Below are 19819 nucleotides of genomic sequence, written 5' to 3' on the forward strand. Positions count from 1 at the left end.
AAGTATATGCTCCTTGATAAAAAACAAATAGATTGTTTTTTACACAAATTAAATATTAAAAAAGATGATACCATTTTTTTTCACGGTAACTCCATGGGAATATCTCAGGTTAAGGGCTCAACACCAAAAGAAAAAACAGATTTTTTTTGGAAATGTGTAAAAAAGTTTATTGGTGAAAAAGGTACTATTATTGTTCCAAGCTTTACATATAGCATCAATAAGACAAAAATATTCGATATAAATAAAAGCAAAAGCAAAATAGGCCAATTTAGCGAAGACTTTAGACAAAATAATCTTTCAGGAAGATCTAGTGACCCAATATTTAGTGTGTGCACTTATGGCAAAGAAAAAAAAATAAAAAAAATTCCTTATTATAATTCTTTTGGGAAAGATTCAATATTTGGCTACCTTTATTCAAATAATGTTAAATTAATTTGTCTAGGCTGCGGTCTAGAGGCGGTAACTTTTATTCATTATGTCGAGCAAGTCCTAAATGTACCCTATAGAAAATTTAAAATATTTAATGCAAAAATTATAAATAAAAAAAGAAAAATTATAAATAAAAAAATAAAGTTTTTTTGTAGAATAGATAATAAAAATTATAATTATAATTTTAATATTCTAAAAAAAGAAATGGTAAAAAAACATAAAATCCGCACTACAAACTTTGGAAGAATTAAAAGTTATAGCTTTAAGGCTAGGGATTTTTTTTCAGTTTGTAAAATTTTAATAAAAAAAAATAATAGAATACTAATAGATTAAATTTGCCTATAATGAATAATAATTTTAATGAAAATAGATTTAATATGTTTGTTTGAACTTTAGAATTATATATAGTTGAATTTATAGAAGATAATGCTCGCTCAATCAAAGTTAAGTAATATTTACTTGATTTAAAAAAATTAAAATGAACATAGGTGAAAATATTTATTTATTAGCAAAAACCTTGTGGCCTTTGAATCGAAGTATTACCGGAGGTGGGGTCAGGGAAACCTTATCTATTATTAAAGAAATTATTCCTAAATTGAATATTTTTGAAGTTAAATCTGGGACAAAAGTTTTTGATTGGATTATACCTAAAGAGTATCATGTTCATGATGCATATATAATTACTCCAAAAGGTAAAAAAATATGTTCATTTAAAAAAAATAACCTTAATTTAGTTGGTTATAGTATCCCTGTTCGAAAAAAGTTAAGCCTTGCTCAATTGCAAAAACATCTTCATTCTTTACCCGACCAGCCAGGGGCCATCCCATATGTTACATCATATTACAATAGGGAATGGGGATTTTGCTTATCTCAAAAACAGCGAGAAAAATTAGAAGAAGGGCAGTACGATGTTTGTATCGACAGTGAATTGTTTAATGGTTCATTAACGTATGGAGAACTACTTATTAAAGGAAAATCACAAAAAGAAGTTTTTTTATCAACTTATGTTTGTCACCCATCCATGGCAAATAATGAACTTTCCGGTATTACTGTTGCAACATATTTAGCAAAGTGGTTAAGCGAGTTAAAAGTAAGACATTATACATATAGATTTGTATTTATTCCCGAAACAATTGGGTCAATTGCATACCTTAGTAAAAACTATATCAATTTGAAAAAAAAAGTTTTTGCAGGGTTTAATATTTCATGCGTAGGTGATGAACGTACTTATTCTTATCTGCCTTCCCGTAATGGCAACACTATTAGCGATAAAGTGGCAAAGCATGTTCTTAAATGGATTGATCCTGATTACACAAGCTATACATGGTTAGATAGAGGTAGCGATGAACGTCAATATTGTGCCCCAGGAATAGATTTACCAATAGCATCAATTTTAAGAACAAAGTATGGACAGTACCCCGAGTATCACACATCTCTTGATAACCTAGATAAAGTTGTCACACCAAAAGGATTGGAAGGCGGTTATTGGGCTTTAAGAAGAGCTTTGGAGCTTCTCGAGCAAAACAGGGTTTATAAAATTAAAGTTTTGTGCGAGCCAAAATTAGGAAAAAGAGGTTTGTATCCAACACTTTCTACCAAAAAATCAGGAAGAGAAGTTCAAACAATGATGAATTTTCTTAGCTTTTGTGATGGTGAACATTCATTAGTAGACATAGCTGAAAAAATTAATCTTCCAGCCTGGGATTTATACGAATTAATAGAAATATTGATTTCACATGATTTAATTTCACCAATTTAGTTAGTTATTGATAAAAAAAAACTGTAGTGTCGGGTAGCTAAATACGGAAGAGATAATCGCTGAAAGCATCTAAGCGAGAAACTCACCTCAAAACTAGTTCTTCCTATAGAGCCGTCGTAGACTACGACGTTGATAGGACGGGTGTGGAAGCGTGGTAACACGTTAAGCTTACCGTTACTAATAGCTCAATTGGCTTGATTTATGCACTGAAAAAATATTTTGTCTAAAAACTGTATGATTTCTTAAGGTATAATAATTATAATCTCTACACTATTAATTGTGAAAATAGCGAACCATTTTCAGAAAAATAGATTGCTCCCTTTCTGCAGTAAATATAAAAAATTTAAAAAACTAAAAAAAATAGATACCCTGACCACTTGGTAGAGTAAGTGGTCGGCTTTTTTTTATTTTATCAAAATATCGATCTATATGTTGTCTTTGAGTTTTTGCTGTAGCGAATGCATAATCATCAAGCAATAAAATACTTCCTGGTTGCATTGATCTAATAAAAAAATTAATTGCAGAAACTTCTGGAATTGGATTGTTCATGTCAATATGTAAAAAATCAGGTGACTTAAATTTTTTTGGTATCCGGTCAAGAGATGCTGGTATACTTCCTTCTATGAAGTGAACTCTTTTCTTTAATGAACTAAATCTTTTTTTTATAACTGATAATGTAGAACCCCCATAAGCTTTTGTGATGTATTCCCCCTTCCTACCTTTTTTTGGAACCAAACTCATATCCACGCCACTAAAAGTATCCATTAGTAAATAAATAGATTTATTGTAATTATTCTTTAATTTTTTTGTTTTTGAATGCTTGATGTAGTTTGTAAATACTTTTAATGTATGTCCTTCTCCCACTCAACACTCTACATAAATTATTTTTCTTTTTTGTATAAGCATTTTTAAAATTATGCACGCAATATACAATCTCCATTCATGATATAATGGATGGATAAATTCTTTTTTAGAATCTCTAATGGATTTTTGGAACGCGATATCTGTTGATCCACCAAAAATATGACTGGTAACAGTCCCATCTTTAAAATATTTTGGTATCACGCCATGAAATAAATTTTTATTGGTATAAAAAAAAAGTATACGAATAAAGTGACTAATATAATTAAGCGGATTAAGAAATTTTTTCATAAAAAGCTACTATAAATTTTATTTACTTTACCTTGTGTATAGCTAAATTTATCAGAAATCAAAAATAAAGATAAGAACTCAATGTCATTAACTTACACACTTAGCCTGCAGAACTATTTTATAAACATAGGACTTAATTAAGAGTTTTTATTAGATAATGGTCAATTAATATACAAGAAAACTTTTGAAGAGTTAATAAAAGTTAATTATCAATTTAGAGAAAATCTTATACAAGTATAGATTAAATACTTATAATAATAATGAAAAAAGTTTTAGTAACAGGTGCTGACGGTTTTATAGGTTCTCATTTAACGGAGATGCTAGTAAAGCAAGGATATCATGTCAAAGCTCTTTCTCAATATAATTCATTTAATAATTGGGGATGGCTAGAGAATGTAAATTGCAAAAAAGATATTGAAATATTAAATGGTGATATTCGAGACGCTCATTATTGCAAAATGATCTCAAGAAATGTGGAGATAATTTTTCACTTAGGGGCACTTATAGCAATTCCTTTTTCTTATTTAGCCCCAGATAGTTATGTGGAGACCAATATAAAAGGTACTTTAAATATTTGTCAAGCAGCAAAAGAAAATGGAATTTCAAGATTAATTCACACTTCTACAAGCGAAGTATATGGAACTGCTCAATATGTTCCAATTGATGAAAAACACCCTTTGTATGCGCAATCTCCATATAGCGCTAGCAAGATAGCTGCAGATGCAATGGCTATGAGTTTCTATAATTCATTTGATTTACCAGTTACAATTGCAAGACCTTTTAATACCTATGGACCCCGTCAATCAGCTCGTGCAATAATTCCAACAATTATTACTCAAATTGCTTTAGGTAAAAAAGAAATTAAATTAGGAGATCTGTCTCCTACTCGAGATTTTAATTACGTTGAAGATTGTTGTCGTGGATTTATTATGCTTGCAGAGAGTGAAAAGACAACTGGCGAAATCGTTAACATCGGCTCTAATTCAGAGATAAGTATTGCTGATATGCTTAAATTGATTAAAGAGTTAATGTCTAGCAATGTTACATTTATTAATGATGAACAGAGAAAGCGACCTAAAAAATCAGAAGTATATAGACTTTGGTGTGATAATAAAAAAATTAATAAACTAGTTGGATACAAACCTCAGGTTAGTATTCAAGAAGGATTAAAAAAAACTATTGATTGGATAACCAAGCCAGAAAATTTAAAAACATATAAATCTGAAATTTATAATGTTTAATGATTTTATTAATTTTGTAAGAAAAATATATAGAACTAAAAAGTTCATACCTTTGCATGAGCCGAAATTCATTGGTAATGAAAAAAAATACTTGAATCAATGTATTGATACAACATTTGTTTCTTCTGCAGGTAAGTTTGTCGATAAGTTTGAAAAAAAAATTGCCAAATATTCTGGTGCAAAATACGCGATTGCAACGACCAGTGGCACCGCAGCTCTTCATATATCATTAATACTAGCTGGAGTAGAACAGGGCGATGAGGTAATTACTCAGCCGCTAAATTTTATTGCGTCCTGCAATGCCATTAGTTACTGCAAAGCTAAACCAATATTCGTTGATGTTGATTTAGATACTATGGGCTTATCTCCATCTGCGCTTAAATCTTTTTTAAAAAATAATACAATCATTAAAAACAAAAAATGCATAAATAAAAAAACTAATAAAATAATTAAAGCATGCGTGCCTATGCATTCTTATGGTCATCCTTGTCGAATTGACGAAATAAAAAAAATACTAAAAAAATATTATATATTTTTGATCGAAGATGCCGCTGAAAGTTTAGGTAGCTTTTACAAAGATAAACATACAGGAACTTTTGGTAAATTAGGAATTATAAGTTTTAATGGCAACAAGATCATTACTGCTGGCGGAGGAGGTTGCGTCATTACTGATGATAAAATGCTTGCAAAAAAAGCAAAACACCTAACTACAACTGCTAAAGTTCCCCATAATTGGGATTTTAATCACGACATGATTGGTTATAATTATCGAATGCCAAATTTAAATGCCGCATTATTAGTTGCGCAACTTGAAAATTTAGATTTTTTTATAAAAAATAAACGTAACCTAGCCAAGAAATATGAAGTTTTTTTTAAAAATACTAATTATAATTTTTTTAAAGAACAAAGAAATAGTAAATCAAATTATTGGTTAAATTCCATTCTACTTCAAAATAAACAACAAAGAGATCAATTTTTAGAGGATACAAATTCTAACGGAGTTATGACCAGACCAATTTGGATATTAATGAATAAACTTCCAATGTTCAGATACTCGCAGTGTGATGATTTAAAAAACTCAGAGTGGTTATTTGAAAGAGTAGTTAACATACCTAGTAGCGCCAAAATATCATGAAAAAAATTATTTTAATTGGTGGAGGAGGCCACTGCAAGTCAGCAATTGATGTTATTGAACAAGAAGCAAAATTTGAAATAGCAGGTATAGTTGATAAGCCTAAATTATTAGGTTCTAAAGTTTTAGGGTATGCAGTTATTGGTAGTGATCTTGATTTACATCACTTAGTAAAAAAATATAAATATGCTTTAATAACTGTTGGTCAGATTAAAACAGCCTTGATAAGAATAAAACTATTTAATTTGGCTACCAAATTTGGATTTACCTTAGCATCAATTATCTCTCCAAAGGCCTATATATCAAAACATTCAAGGATTGGTAGGGGGACTATTATTATGCATCACGCGATTGTTAATGCAAATTCATTCATAGGAAATAATTGTATTATAAATACAAAGGCGTTAGTTGAACATGATTGTTCAATATCGGATCATTGTCATATTTCTACCAATGCTACAATAAATGGTGGCAATCAAATAGGATCTAAAAGTTTTATCGGCAGCAACGTGACAACTAAGGAATATATCAAAATAGGAAAGAATAACTTCATCAAAGCAGGCAGTTTAATTAAATGATTATATCTATCAAAAAAAAGTAGAAAGTATTTATTTTTAATATCAAAAATTTAAGAACTATGAAGAGCGTAGCTTTTTTGACCACAATTTTCCCGCAAAATGAAAAATTTTTAAAATCTTTTTTAGATTCATTATCCGCTCAAACTTATAAAGATTTTGATTTGGTAATTGTAAATGATAGCTTTAAAAATTTAAATTATTATAAAGATCTTTATTCAAATCTTAATATTGTAAATATTAATTCTTCTGGCACATCAGCTAAAAATAGAGAAGTAGGAATAAATTATTGTATTGAAAAAAATTATGATATTTTAATTTTTGGTGACAGTGATGATTATTTTAAAAATAATCGTATAGAGAAGTCTATAAAAATTCTTAATCAGGCCGATATAGTTGTAAATGATCTTAGTCTGTTTAATGAAAATACTGTGTACAATAAAAGATATTTATCAAATAGAGTTAAAAATCTTCAAATTATAGAATTTGAATTTATCAAAAATAAAAATATTTTTGGTTTTTCAAATTCTGCAATAAAGCTTTTTAATCAAAAAAAACTTTTTATTCCAAATGATTTAGTGGCTGTTGATTGGTATATTTTTTCAAATTTTTTATTAAAGGGATACAAGGCAGTTTTTACGGACGAGACAATCAGTTTTTATAGACAATATGAACAAAATATTATCGGTCTAAAACAATTAGACGAAAAATCTTTTAATAAAGTTAAAAATATTAAAATACAACATTTCAAAGCCTTGAGTGTTAATGGAAATCAATTCGATAATGAACTTAAGATTTTATATTCTTTAAATTTTGATAAAAGAAGAGAAATTAAAAATCCACTTTGGTGGGAGCTATGATATATATAAAATATTATTTGCAATAAAATGAAAATACAATTAACAAGAAAAAAAAATATTTATAATTATTGCAGTCCATATATTATTGCTGAAATAGGAGCCAATCATAATGGTGATATGGATTTAGCAAAAAAAATGATAGATTCTGCTATTGAGTGTGGTTGCGATGCAGTGAAGTTTCAATCGTGGAATAAAAAATCCTTAATAAGCAATACTGGCTATAAACAAAATACTATCTTTAATGATAGTAAAAAAAAACATTTTGGATCATTAGAAGAAATGGTTGATAAATATTATTTAAGAAAGGAACAGCACTTTGAGTTAAAGAATTATTGTAAATTAAAGAGTATTGATTTTTGTTCTACACCTTTCAGTAAAGAAGAGGTTGATTTATTAAATGAAGTAGATGTAGAATTTTATAAAGTTGCTTCCATGGATATAAATAATTATCCGTTACTTCAATATGTAGCACAATTTAATAAACCAATATTACTATCTACAGGTATGGCAAATTTGGGTGAGATAGAAAAAGCAGTTAAAATTATAGAAAATGAAGGTAATTCTAAAATTGTAATTTTACATTGTGTAGCTATTTATCCTACAGAAAATAAAGATTTAAATCTCAAAAATATTACCATGCTCCAAAATACATTTGGTTATCCAGTGGGCTTTTCTGATCATTCGCTAGGTTTTGTAGCTTCTCTAGCCTCAGTTGCGCTTGGAGTTTGTATTATTGAAAAACATTTTACAATAGACAAGAATTTGCCAGGTTGGGATCATGAGATTTCTGCAAATCCAGAAGAAATGAGAAAAATAGTTGAAGGTTCAAAAATAATTCATGAGTCATTGGGTAATTTTAAAAGAACTATCTCTAAAGCTGAAGAAGAGAAAAAAAAAGTATTTCGTAGAAGCATTGTATTAAATAAAAATCTTAAGGCAGAAAATATCATTAGAGAAGAGGACATATCTCTTAAAAGACCAGGAACAGGTTTTTCTACTGACGAAATAAAATTTGTTGTAGGTAAAAAGTTAAAGAGAGATTGTGAGGCTGATTACTTATTAACAAAAGATGATATTATATAGATATGTTGGCTATAATTCCAGCGCGTGGAGGAAGCAAAGGCTTACCCGGAAAAAATATAAAACTTTTGGGTGGCTTACCATTAATCTGCCATTCTGTTAAAGCTGCATTAAAATCAAATTTAATTGATAGAGTGATTGTATCTACTGAAGACAATGAAATTGCGTCCATCGCTAAGGATTGCGGGGCAGAAGTGTTTATGAGACCTGCCAATCTTGCTCTTGATACTTCGATGGTGATGGATACTTATTTGCACGTAGTAGATTTCATTGCTAAAAAAAATTCAAGGCCAATACAGTCGTTTGTAGCTTTGTTACCCACTGCTCCATTAAGAACTCCTCAGGATATTAATGAAGCTATTAAAATTTTTAATGACAAGAATGCAAGCTCTGTCATCAGTGTTACTGAAGCACCAGTTCCTCTAGATTGGTATAAGCATATCACGAAAGAAGGTATATTAGAAAATCACTCACATGAATTTAATGCATTAAAAAATAGGCAAGAATATAAAAAGATATATGTACCAAATGGTGCTGTATATGTATTTCAAACAGAAGTTCTGCGTTCGACACGTCAATATTATACTGAGAAAACATATCCATATATCATGCCTAGAGAGCGATCAGCCGATATTGATGATTTGCTAGATTTTGAGTGGGCAGGATATTTATTAAAAAAAATTAATCCAATCGGTAATACTTTTAAATAATTAATTATCTATTTTTTTTAAATATGCATCTGCTAGCTTGAGTTGTTCTTGAGTACCTATATCAAACCAGATTTCGTACATAGGGTAAAAAAAAATTTTAAAATTTTTTATAATTAAGGTGTTAATAAAATCAACTGCATTAATTTTTTTTTTATTTATTTTAAATAAACAATTTTTTTTTAAAAAATAGATGCCCGTATTAATCCAATAATCAAATGAGGGTTTTTCTGTTATTTTAAGAACTTTATTACCTTTGATTTTTAATACACCAAAATCAACACTAGACTCATATTTTTTCGTACATAATGTTAAATCCGATTTTTTTTTCATGTGAAAATCAAATAAATCATTTGTATCTAGAGTAGTTATTATGTCACTATTAATTACCAATATATCTTTTGTAAGTTTGTTTTTAATTTCATTCAATGAGCCAAAAGTATCCAGAGGTTTTTTTTCTATAACAGTTATTATTTTTTTAGAATTTATTTTTTTTAGAAAATGAATTATTTTATCACTTCTATAGTGCAAGGTAATATAAATTTTATTTACATTTAAGTTATCTACTTTTGAAATAACCCTATTTAAAATCGGTACCCCATTTACTCTTATTAACGGTTTTGGAAGTTTTTTAGTTAATGGACCTAATCTTTTTCCAAATCCTCCAGCCATAATAACAACATCGTACTTTTTGGGTGATAAAATTAATTTTTTTTTAAAGTTTTGATACCTTATAAAACCTAAATATTTTTTATTATTATCTATTACAGGAAATATATAATTTTGTTTTTTTTTAACGATAAGTTCAGTTTTTTTTAAAAAGCCATTTTTCGAAAGACCTAATAAAATTGGTTTTTTATTCATTATCTTATTTATTGGAGTGTTAATTGAAATATTTTTTATAATTGATCTTCTAATATCCCCATCTGTAATCGAACCAATAACTTTTTTATCTTCAATCACGAAGACTGTTTTAATTTTACTGACATTCAGCTTGTTAATAACAAAACCTAGCGTATTATTTAATGCAATCTCAAGATTTTTATCCGTCTCAATTATTTTTTTAATTTGATTATTCAATTTTATAAAAATTAGAATTGATTTAGCATATATATAGTTTACTTTTTTTAAACTTACTACTCTAATAAATAATTGCTTCTTGTGTTCTTAAATAGAGACAGATTTTTTATTAATTAATTTACATTCTTTGTAAGTACTTTGTTTAAAAAAATAAATCTGTTACAGTTCTTTTCATAATTTATGCATTTCAAATATTTTTTATAGTAATTTTTATAAATTATTTATATTTAAAGTGTTTTTATTAATAATTTTTCAATATTACTATTGTAAAAAAGTAGATAATCTAAAATTTTCTTTTAGTTTCGTGCTTAAGTATATATTTTTCAGATTAAAATTTTGTTTAAATCTTTTAATATTTTTTTTGTTATTATTGTAGCTCAGTCTATTTGTTCTCTATTTATTAATTCTGTTAAGCAGGTCTTCAAATCAAAAATCTAAATAATCAAATGCCATTAGAATTAATAGCATAATCAATAGAACTTACTGGTACAACTGCCTTGTTAGCATTAAACCCTCACCGTTATATTGCAGGAAAAATCTACCATGATACTGATTTGAGTTGATAAAAAAAGGTTCAAGTTTTTATGTATTTATTTAAAATAAAATTATTCATAAAAATTTTCAAACATTTTTAAATTATCTTTTTTAATTTTGACCAAACTATCAGTGATATTTTTGGGAAATTTTATTTTATCTATTTGAGATCCAAACAATGAAGACGAATACTGACATTGAAGCAAAAGTCTATTTCCTTTTTCAACCTTTAAACCTTTGTGCAAGCCACGAGTATCTTCTATAAGAATAGTTCCTTTTTTTGCAGTAAAAGTTTTTATCTCTTTTTTTTCGTAGTAATTTTCTATAAGCTTATCGTTTAATCTAGCGTAACCATAAGACCTGATTTTAAAAGGTATCTTGCCATTATTATTTGTAGAGTTAATGTAACAATGTGGTCCATTATCATCCTTGCAATCTGTTAAATAAATAAATACTTTTAGCCATTTAGGTCTATCCATATCAAAATGCCACAATTGAGCAGCTGCGTGATCCGCTTCAACTGATGGAAAATTCCACCAAGATGCTAGTATATCTATTATTGGCAATCCATCCAAATAATTTTCAATTATTTTTAGTAATTTTTTGTCAAAAAAAATTTTTTGAACTTCTTCAAATTCAATAAGTTCATTTTTGTTATATTCAAACTTTGTTCCCTTAGGATTTTCTATATCTAAAGTTTCATCTTCTATGCTGGAGTAAATATCGGACTTATATTTTCCCCTACAGCTAATTAATTTACAGTTTAAGTTTTCAATTACTTCCTCCGAGAGCAACTCTGGTAAAACACAATATCCTTTACTTTTAATTTCCGTATTTATATCAGAAATATTTTTGCCTAAATAAATATTGTTATTATTGCTATTTTGATTGTAAATTATTCCTTTTTTATAACATAAAAATTTACTAATTAAAATATTTGACCAGCCACCAGTTAAAATAAAAATTTTTATCATATATTGATATGAAAAATTACTATTTTTTTTACGAAGTTTATAAAAAATTATTTCAAATAAAAAAAGCGGGAAAAAAATAAAACAGTAGATTAGGTAATATAAAAAAATCACAATTTTTTGAGATCGAATGTATGCGTTTATTGCAATTAAAAATTTCATATTTAAAATTTAAACAAAAGATACATATTAATGACTATTAAATAATTTGAATTTTTATTTATATTAACTACTAATATAATAATTTAAATCATAAATAAAAGAAAAAAAAATAAATAATATTATAATCAATCATTTATTGAGGAGCCTTTATAAAAATTTACATTTTGGATCCAAATATGAAAATATATAAAAAGTTTCTTAATTTAAATTTTTTTGCTGATGCAAATGAAAAAGAATTTATAGCCTCAAATAAGTCAGAATATAAAATAAATGCTAATAATAGAAAATATATAGCTATTCAAATTGCTCAAGATTATTTTTTCTTATTAAATATGAAATCTGTTGTAAAAAATTTTTTAAAAAAAGGCTTTACACCAATCGGTATAATTCCATATAATTTCCAAGTATTAAAAAAAAATGTAAGTTTATTCGAGTTTTTTAATGAGTTTAAAAACTTTGTAGTTTTTAAAATAAGAATTAAGAAATGGAAAAAACTTTATCAATCAATCGGTGTTAATAAATTTTACACTACACCAAATATTCTTTACTACAAAAGTGAAAAAAATAAAAGTACCCAAAAGAAAACTAACGTACTGAAAATCAAAATAAAAAATTTAAATATAGGTGATCTAATCTACGATACATACTTAAGATTTAGGGCACAAAAAACTATTGATATTAGCGATGCCTATTTTGAAAAATTATTATTTATTAGTAAAGCTATTATAGAAAGTTTATCTAATATTTCTTTAGAAAAAAAAATTAGTTATTATTTTACAACTTTTTCATCTTACATCCATCACGGTATACCCTGTCGTTTTTTTTTAGAAAAAAAAATTAATGTTTTTTCGTATGGAAGAAAACATTCGTATGCTAAAAAATTATCTATAAAGGACCCTCTTCATAATGATAATTTTTTAAATTTAAAAAAAAATTTCGAAAAATTAAAAAATAAAAAGACAAAGATCAAGCAAGCAAAAAAAGAAATTATCAAAAAATTTTATGGAAAAAATGAAATTAGTGGACACTATTTGAATGAGAACAATGCCTACAAAAAAAAATTAAAATTTATAAATAAGTCCGGAATTAATGGTGTTTTATTTTTACATGATTTTTTTGATGCACCGCACGATAGGGGTTTTAAACATATTTTTGCAGACCACTATTTATGGGCAGATTTTACAATTAATTGCATAAATAAGTATAATTTAAAAATTGCAGTTAAGTCTCACCCTAATCAAATAGACGAAAATATCAAAATAATAAAAATTTTAAAAAACAAGTATCCTGCAGTTGAGTGGATTGATAATGATATTAATAATCTTGATCTAATAAAAAAAATTAATTTTGGCGTTTCAATCAATGGAAGTATTCTTTATGAGCTAGCTTTTTTTAATAAAATAGGAATTTCAGCAAGCATTAATCCAACCAGCTCTTTTAAAATCTTTAAAGATCCTAAAAACGTAAAAGAATATAAGTATTTTTTAATAAATCCGGAAAAAGCTAGAATTATGAAATTTTCTCAAATTGAAGCTTGCAAAGTATACTACTCAAATTTTATGAATAATAATTATGAAGATCTTGGGACAGATATTGGTAAACATAATTTGATATATATGAATAAAAATTCATCTCGGGACTTAATGTTGTACAATAAAAAAATTCACAATGTATAATCATTCAGTATATATATTTACATATAATAGGAATAGCTTGTTAAAAAGGCAATTAAATGTTTTTTTTATTTTAAAGATTAAAAGCAAAGTTTACATTTTAGATGGTAGTACAAATTTAACAGAAAAAAAAAAAAATCAAGAAATAGCAAAAAAATATAATGTCAATTACTATTATGAAGTTTCTTATCAAAAAAGATTTAAATTAATTGATGCACTTAATACTACCGATTTTATTTCATACTGCTCAGATGATGACATTGTTGATCCTAGATTTTATTCTATAGGAAGTGATTTTTTAAAAAAAAACAAATCTTACTCGGCTGTTACTGGGAGATACTTGTGTTTACAGTATAATCCTAAATATAAATTTTTGGGATATAGATTAATTAATCATTTACCTAATGATTTTGATATTAATACTGAAAATTTTATCACCAATATTGTTCTTTTAGAATCTGCTTATAGATTGGGATGTCCTCCCACACACTACGGTGTTAGAAGCTTTGAATCACATAAAATTTTAAGCAGATATGTCTGTAAACTCAAGTATTTTGTTAGTGTAGAGCAGTTAGAAAAAATATCAATATTGTTAGTTGGCGGAGTTAAAGTTTTGCCTAATTTTTTTGGATTACGAGATTATTATAATACGCCAACAATTCATGAATATAGAGATTTAAAATCAAATGATGATTCTGATATTATGGTATTAAAAGATATTATTAAAAAATATTTATTGAGTATAAATAAAGAAGAGTATTATTCAGAGTTGGCAACTGAATATGCATATTCAACGAATTTAAAAACAACAACAAGAAAAAATTATTTGTCTTTTAGAGAAAATAAAAGTAGGGCGTTTTTTGATGTAATTAGGCAATATATTCTTAACAACATAGAAAATATATATGATTCAGGGTTGGATTCACGATTCAAAAAAGCTTTTAGAAAAGTTTTTTTTAGCTAGATCATGTATAGTAAAAAAATTATTGTATTCGGAGCCACTGGTTATATAGGAAAGCACTTAATACCAGCATTAATAAAAAATAAATATAAAGTTACAGTTTTAGCAAGAAGTTTTAAGGATATTAAAAATTTTAAATGGTTTGTTAAGATTAATTATATTAATTTTAATCTGAATAATCTCAATATAAATTTTAATAAAATTTCAAAAAATTCTACTATTATTTACTTAGCTTGGGAGGGATTACCAAATTATAATTCACCTGATCAGTTAAAAAAAAATGTTTTAATTCATTATAAATTTATAAAAGAACTGTTACAAAAAAGAAAAATTAAAAACTTAATTGTTACAGGAACTTGCCAAGAGTATGGAATGAAAAAAGGTTTGCAAAAAGTTAATGAAAAGGCCAATCCAGTCACAAATTATGGCCTGGCAAAAGTTAGATTATATAAAAAAATATCCAATCTACAAAAGAGCTATACTTTTAATTTTAAATGGCTCAGACTCTATTATTCATATGGTAAGTGGCAAAATAAAAATTCCATATTTTCTCAATTAAGACTATCTATTAGAAATAAGGAAAAATATTTTAAAATGAGCAAAGGCGATCAAATGATTGATTATTTGCCTATATCCAAAATGGTTAAAAAAATATTATTGGTTATAGAGAAAAAAAATAATGGCATTTTTAATGTTTGCAGTGGAAAACCTATAAAGTTAAAAGATTTAGTAAAAAAATATATTAAGAAAAGAAAATCTATAATTAAATTAAGATTAGGTTACTATTCTTATCTAAAATACGAACCCAAGTATTTTTGGGGTGAAAATAATATTTAAATTTTTGTTAAAAGAATAAATGTAAAAACAATATTGCGGGTATTATGCATGGATATAATTAAAACTCTGAGTTTGATTTATAAAAAAAAAGAATTAATTTTTTTTTTAATACTGCTTGGTGGAGGTACGATAGTTACTCTTTTAGATTTAATTTCTTTTTTGTTTATAATTCCATTATTCAATATTATTTTTTTAGATCAAAATATAATTTTTTTTAATATTAAGGTAGATGTAGCTGACAATAAGGATAAACTAATAATAAATTGAATTTTGGTTTTTTGTTGAATTCTATAATTTTATTATTGGGTCCATAAAGAATTTTAAAATTAGTATTTAAAGAAGGCTCAACGTCAGCGCCTATTTTATTACATATTAATTTTTTTTTTTTTTTTTTTTCTATTTTTTCACTTCTATTTTTAATTCCTAATTTTACTAAAATCAAAATAGGTATTAATTTAGAGTTTATATTTTTTTTTTTAATTATTTTTTATGTAAGTAAAGATAGATATTATCTTGATCAAGATGAATTTACATACTGGGGGCGTTCTTTAAAAGAATTATTATTAGGTTTAAAACCTTACAATCATTTTAACCATCATCCAAAAGGAACTTCTTTATTTCAATATTTATTAGTTTTTTTTAATTATAAAGAAGGTTTAGCTATATTTGCTAACAATATTTTATTAATTTGTGGTTATTTTTATCTTTTTTATGAAAGAAAATTATTAAGTGTTGAAAAAATTTTTATATTTTTGATTTTCTATTTATTATTAAATAATCTAAGTTTTGGTTTTTTATCCATCTATTCAGATCCAATTCTAGCAGTATTTTTTTCTTGTTTATTAAAATTAATATATTTTTTTGCAACAAAAGAAAAAAATAAAGAAACTTTACAATTCTCTATTTCCTTTATTATAATTTTTTTAACATTACTATTAATTAATAGAGCCTCAACTATCTATGCACTAATTTTATTATTTTTATTTTTTGCGATTTTTTTTTATAAAAATAATAAAAATCCTATTATCAATATAACTTGTTTTTTTGGAATTTCTTTTTTAATTTTAATTTTTTATTATTATTTACCAACGGAACTAATTTTGCGTGGGAATTATGAAATTCAGACAATAATTGAGAATGTTATAAAATTTATAAGATACCAACTTTTTAGCATAAATTTTATTGAGTTATTTACTTCTCCAATTTATTTTTCACATTTTGGAACATTAGTTAATGGTATATTAACTTTTTTTTCTATAAATAATTTTTTTCTACAATTTCAAATACCTCTATTTATATACATTTTATTACTTGGGTTAATATTATTATTTAATTTTAGATACAAATTTTATTTAATTTTAATTTCTTTTTTTCTTATTTTTATTTATTCTTCAGTAGTTTTCATACTTAAATTTCAGATTGAAAAAATTTCAATATTAGCATTACAGAGATATATCGCAATTTTATTACTTGCTAATTTTCTTTTTTATATTTCTATTATTATTGAGAATTTTAAAAAAAGTTATAATAATTATGTTCTATTTTTTTTTATAATATTTTTAATTTCTGTTACACCTAAAAAAACAATAGGCTTATTCGTAACCGATAAAATTTATTATTCAAATTTAAGTAATCTAAATTTTAAGATTAATAGAGATAAAATTTCTGAACTAAAAAATATTAACAATATAGATAGTGTTTTTTTAATTCACAAAGACCGTATGTCTGATTATACAAACAATAATATTGCCGGTGAACATACATTTTATAATGATATAATTTTATATGAATTATATCCGACAAAAATTGTATTTGTTGAATATTATAAATTTAAAAAAAATAATAACTACTATAAAAGATTCAAACCCAATAATTCTCTTTTTATTTTTTTTGATTTATCCAATGATCAATTAAAGAATGTTAATCAATTTCGAAATTCTTTTATAATAAATACTTATTAGAAAATTTATAATATTTTCTTTAATATCAAATTCTATCTATTGATATTTTTATAACATTAGACATAAATTTCTTTTAAAATACAAAATAAATTACATTAATTTAGAATTTCAAAATAATAAATAAATACTTTAAAATATAGTTATTATTCTGCAAATATCCTAATTATTTTTATTTTATTAAATTAAAAAATTTATAGTCGTTTTTAACTAAAAAATTTATGTTTTTTAATTTTCTTATTGCGCATGGCGACATAGTATACCCGCAACCATCTATGCTTTTTAATAAATAATATGCAAATACGCCGTTTATTTTAATCGGAGTTATCTCAAAGTTTCCATCAATTTGTCTGTTTGAATGAAATTTTGGCCAAGGATAATTGATGTAGTATGTATCGTAGTTTTTATAAATTCTTACAATGTGCTTAAGAGCAAACAATGTAAATAATAATATTAGTGTAAATTTTATGTATTTATAAAGCTTTTTTTCACTTTTGTTTCTCAGGTTAATTTTAGTGGCAAGTAAAGTGAAAATTGTTATTATAAAAATTACCAAATAAGACGAGCCATATCGAAAAACTGGAAATCTAAAGAACCATAATAAAATTCCAGAAAAAGATAATATTAATAAAAAAAAAAGTCTTTTTACAATTTCCGATTTATATTTTTTGTAATAAGTCATATCACTGTTCTCAAATTTTTTTAAAAATAAATAAATAGTAAAAGAAAAAATAATAAATATAGATATTTTTTTGATAATTAGTATGCCATGCCCTAAAAACCAAGTTTTAAACCAAAAAAAATTTTTTACATAATACTGCTGCGTTATTGGTTCTCCACGATAATCGGGCCAACCTTTTGTCCAAGCTTCATTCTCAAGGCTTTGAATTTTAGGGGCGAAATCAAAATTTATATCTGAACTAAACCAAGGCAACTGATCAAAGCAAGTAATTTCAATTGGATAAATGAGACATCCTGAAATAATTATATTTTTAGCAAACCATATTATTAAAAAAAATAAGCTAAAAATATTAATAGTGTTAACTAAAAAATACTTTCTATAAAAAAAAAAATAATAATACAGGGGTATTAATAAAATTAATATAAGCGTAGGCTTCAATGTGAAACAAAAAATTGATAATATAATTATTCTACTAATTTCTTCCGGTCTTAGTGAGTTGTCCATATTTTTTTTTAAGAAAAAAGAACACGTCAATAGAAATATGAGATGACTCGCTACATCATTGCCAAATTCAGAATATCTATTATAACCATAAAGAATATAGGATAGAGCAAGAAATATATAAAAAACATATATCTTGTCGTTAAAATAATTTTTTGTAATTTCATTATAAAAATACAAAACTATTGCTGAAAAAATTATTGCCGATGGCAAAATGATTCCGTTTTCATTAAAAATTAAATTATTAAAAATAGCATTTAAGTATTGCAAAATTGAGGTATGCCCAAATCTAAAGTGTAGATTTGAAATGCCAAATATAATTTTATTGTCATTTAATATTTTCGTGTAAGGGAGATGATACAAGTTGGCATCTGGTCTATATATATTATCTAGTGTGATTATTAATGTAGATAGTGTTGCTATTAAAAGCCCAGTATAGAAAAATTTTAATATAATTTTTTTTTTGAAAAGATAAAAAAAACCGAAAATTAAAATAATAAAAAAAATTAATGTGTTAATTTTTGGAGTTAAAGGAATAAAAAAATTAATCAGCAAAGTTAAAACTGATAATGATATTGATCCAAAAATAATTAATAATAACGGAGAAGTTTTATAATTTTTTTCATTTTTATAGAAAGGAAAGCCAGCAAATGCTAGAAAAATTGATGATAAAAAAGAATATAAAAAAATATAATGCAACTTATTTTTTATGTTAGTAAATTTATTGAGAACAGTTTTATTTATATTTATAAGAAAATTAGAAAGACATCCACAGTTTATTTTGCTAATTTTAAATAATATAACTCATTTTAAATTTTTTTTGCCCCATGATAAAGATTATTATGGTATTAAAAAAATTTTTAGTAAAAATGTTAACTCCTTTCTTGATATTGGAGCTAATACAGGTACGTCCACATTAGCTTTAAGAAGAATGGGCTTTACAAATACAATTCATCTTTTTGAACCCAATTATTTTTTATTTAATAAATTTTTAAAAAAAATTAAAAAAAAAGATCCTAATATTTTTATTCATAATTTAGCATTAGGCTCAAAAAACAATAAACTAAATTTTTTTTTGCCTTTCATTAACGGAAAATTTATTCATTATTTTTCTAGTTTCAGCAAAGATTATTTAAAAAATAGTTGTTTAAGTACATTTCCTAATAAAAAAGTAGTTATAAAGAAAAAAGTTATTAAGATCAAAAAATTTGATGATTTAAAAATTAATGAAAGGATAGATTTTGTCAAAATTGACACCGAAGGTCATGATTTTCAAGTTATAAAAGGGATGAAAAAAACTATAAAAAAATATAAACCAGCATTTTTGATTGAATATAATAATCTTTTACATGATAAAATAGTCAAACAGTTAAAAAATTATTCTCAATATTATTATAATTTAGAAAAAAATTTATTAGTTAGAATAAAAAAAATAAATAATACTAATTTTGATAGATTTGGACACTTAAACCCCTTGTCAGTAAGGAATATTTTTTTTATTCATAAATATAAAAAATATTAAAAA

At 25.1% G+C, this 19819-nt stretch carries 19 protein-coding genes and 1 other annotated feature; of the genes, 13 read left to right on the top strand and 6 right to left on the bottom strand.

Features of this window, described 5'->3' with window-relative positions; genetic code table 11:
- The first annotated feature begins 6 nt into the window (after positions 1-6).
- Both AC8GER_RS01025 and AC8GER_RS01030 read left to right on the top strand, forming a co-directional pair.
- On the top strand, positions 7-762 hold the full coding sequence (locus tag AC8GER_RS01025; RefSeq protein ID WP_506598126.1) for an AAC(3) family N-acetyltransferase: 756 nt from the start codon (positions 7-9) through the stop codon (positions 760-762).
- 145 nt (positions 763-907) lie between these two features.
- Positions 908-2188, top strand: coding sequence for a DUF4910 domain-containing protein (locus AC8GER_RS01030; protein WP_506598127.1), 1281 nt, complete (start codon positions 908-910; stop codon positions 2186-2188).
- A gap of 107 nt (positions 2189-2295) precedes the next feature.
- Positions 2296-2376, top strand: a sequence feature (23S ribosomal RNA rRNA prediction is too short).
- Between the two features lie 163 nt (positions 2377-2539).
- Here the strand turns inward: AC8GER_RS01030 and AC8GER_RS01035 are convergent.
- Both AC8GER_RS01035 and AC8GER_RS01040 read right to left on the bottom strand, forming a co-directional pair.
- Positions 2540-2953 (bottom strand): class I SAM-dependent methyltransferase, encoded by a 414-nt coding sequence (locus AC8GER_RS01035; protein ID WP_506598128.1) that lies wholly within the window; start codon positions 2951-2953, stop codon positions 2540-2542.
- Between the two features lie 99 nt (positions 2954-3052).
- On the bottom strand, positions 3053-3340 hold the full coding sequence (locus tag AC8GER_RS01040) for a hypothetical protein (protein ID WP_506598129.1): 288 nt from the start codon (positions 3338-3340) through the stop codon (positions 3053-3055).
- A gap of 260 nt (positions 3341-3600) precedes the next feature.
- On the opposite strand from AC8GER_RS01040, the gene AC8GER_RS01045 reads away from it, so the two are divergent.
- The 6 genes from AC8GER_RS01045 to AC8GER_RS01070 are packed head-to-tail and all read left to right on the top strand — an operon-like array spanning position 3601 to position 8938.
- Entirely contained in the window at positions 3601-4581 is a 981-nt protein-coding gene (locus AC8GER_RS01045; protein WP_506598130.1) for an NAD-dependent 4,6-dehydratase LegB, read from the top strand.
- On the top strand, positions 4574-5716 hold the full coding sequence (locus AC8GER_RS01050; protein WP_506598131.1) for a LegC family aminotransferase: 1143 nt from the start codon (positions 4574-4576) through the stop codon (positions 5714-5716). Before AC8GER_RS01045 ends, AC8GER_RS01050 begins: the two co-directional genes overlap by 8 nt.
- A complete protein-coding gene (locus AC8GER_RS01055; protein ID WP_506598132.1) occupies positions 5713-6291 on the top strand; it encodes an acetyltransferase in 579 nt (192 codons plus the stop codon). Before AC8GER_RS01050 ends, AC8GER_RS01055 begins: the two co-directional genes overlap by 4 nt.
- Before the next feature lie 59 nt (positions 6292-6350).
- Positions 6351-7148, top strand: coding sequence for a glycosyltransferase (locus tag AC8GER_RS01060; RefSeq protein WP_506598133.1), 798 nt, complete (start codon positions 6351-6353; stop codon positions 7146-7148).
- A 27-nt stretch (positions 7149-7175) separates the two neighbouring features.
- Positions 7176-8231, top strand: a complete 1056-nt coding sequence (locus tag AC8GER_RS01065; RefSeq protein ID WP_506598134.1) for an N-acetylneuraminate synthase family protein — start codon at positions 7176-7178, stop codon at positions 8229-8231.
- Between the two features lie 2 nt (positions 8232-8233).
- Positions 8234-8938, top strand: coding sequence for an acylneuraminate cytidylyltransferase family protein (locus AC8GER_RS01070; RefSeq protein ID WP_506598135.1), 705 nt, complete (start codon positions 8234-8236; stop codon positions 8936-8938).
- Here the strand turns inward: AC8GER_RS01070 and AC8GER_RS01075 are convergent, their stop codons facing one another.
- Entirely contained in the window at positions 8939-10015 is a 1077-nt protein-coding gene (locus AC8GER_RS01075; RefSeq protein ID WP_506598136.1) for a sugar phosphate nucleotidyltransferase, read from the bottom strand.
- A gap of 605 nt (positions 10016-10620) precedes the next feature.
- Positions 10621-11523: a phytanoyl-CoA dioxygenase family protein gene (locus AC8GER_RS01080; protein WP_506598137.1), complete on the bottom strand. Its 903-nt coding sequence runs from the start codon at positions 11521-11523 to the stop codon at positions 10621-10623.
- A 335-nt stretch (positions 11524-11858) separates the two neighbouring features.
- On the opposite strand from AC8GER_RS01080, the gene AC8GER_RS01085 reads away from it, so the two are divergent.
- Genes AC8GER_RS01085 through AC8GER_RS01095 form a run of 3 tightly spaced genes read left to right on the top strand, consistent with a single transcriptional unit; the run spans position 11859 to position 15153 of the window.
- Complete coding sequence (locus AC8GER_RS01085) at positions 11859-13358, top strand: hypothetical protein (RefSeq protein ID WP_506598138.1); 1500 nt, start codon at positions 11859-11861, stop codon at positions 13356-13358.
- Positions 13359-13395: 37 nt separating this feature from the next.
- A complete protein-coding gene (locus tag AC8GER_RS01090) occupies positions 13396-14319 on the top strand; it encodes a glycosyltransferase family protein (protein ID WP_506598139.1) in 924 nt (307 codons plus the stop codon).
- 3 nt (positions 14320-14322) lie between these two features.
- Positions 14323-15153, top strand: a complete 831-nt coding sequence (locus AC8GER_RS01095) for an NAD-dependent epimerase/dehydratase family protein (protein ID WP_506598140.1) — start codon at positions 14323-14325, stop codon at positions 15151-15153.
- Between the two features lie 220 nt (positions 15154-15373).
- Here AC8GER_RS01095 and AC8GER_RS01100 read toward each other — a convergent pair whose 3' ends face one another.
- A complete protein-coding gene (locus AC8GER_RS01100) occupies positions 15374-15595 on the bottom strand; it encodes a hypothetical protein (RefSeq protein ID WP_506598141.1) in 222 nt (73 codons plus the stop codon).
- Between the two features lie 310 nt (positions 15596-15905).
- Here AC8GER_RS01100 and AC8GER_RS01105 point away from each other — a divergent pair, with 310 nt between their 5' ends.
- Complete coding sequence (locus tag AC8GER_RS01105) at positions 15906-17114, top strand: hypothetical protein (RefSeq protein ID WP_506598142.1); 1209 nt, start codon at positions 15906-15908, stop codon at positions 17112-17114.
- 169 nt (positions 17115-17283) lie between these two features.
- On the opposite strand, the gene AC8GER_RS01110 is transcribed toward AC8GER_RS01105, so the two are convergent.
- Entirely contained in the window at positions 17284-18993 is a 1710-nt protein-coding gene (locus AC8GER_RS01110) for an LIC_10190 family membrane protein (protein WP_506598143.1), read from the bottom strand.
- 10 nt (positions 18994-19003) lie between these two features.
- Here AC8GER_RS01110 and AC8GER_RS01115 point away from each other — a divergent pair, with 10 nt between their 5' ends.
- Positions 19004-19816 (top strand): FkbM family methyltransferase, encoded by an 813-nt coding sequence (locus tag AC8GER_RS01115; protein ID WP_506598144.1) that lies wholly within the window; start codon positions 19004-19006, stop codon positions 19814-19816.
- Positions 19817-19819 lie beyond the last annotated feature (3 nt).

This window comes from Fontibacterium abundans (SeqCode), from assembly GCF_965235095.1.
GTDB lineage: Bacteria > Pseudomonadota > Alphaproteobacteria > Pelagibacterales > Pelagibacteraceae > Fontibacterium > Fontibacterium abundans.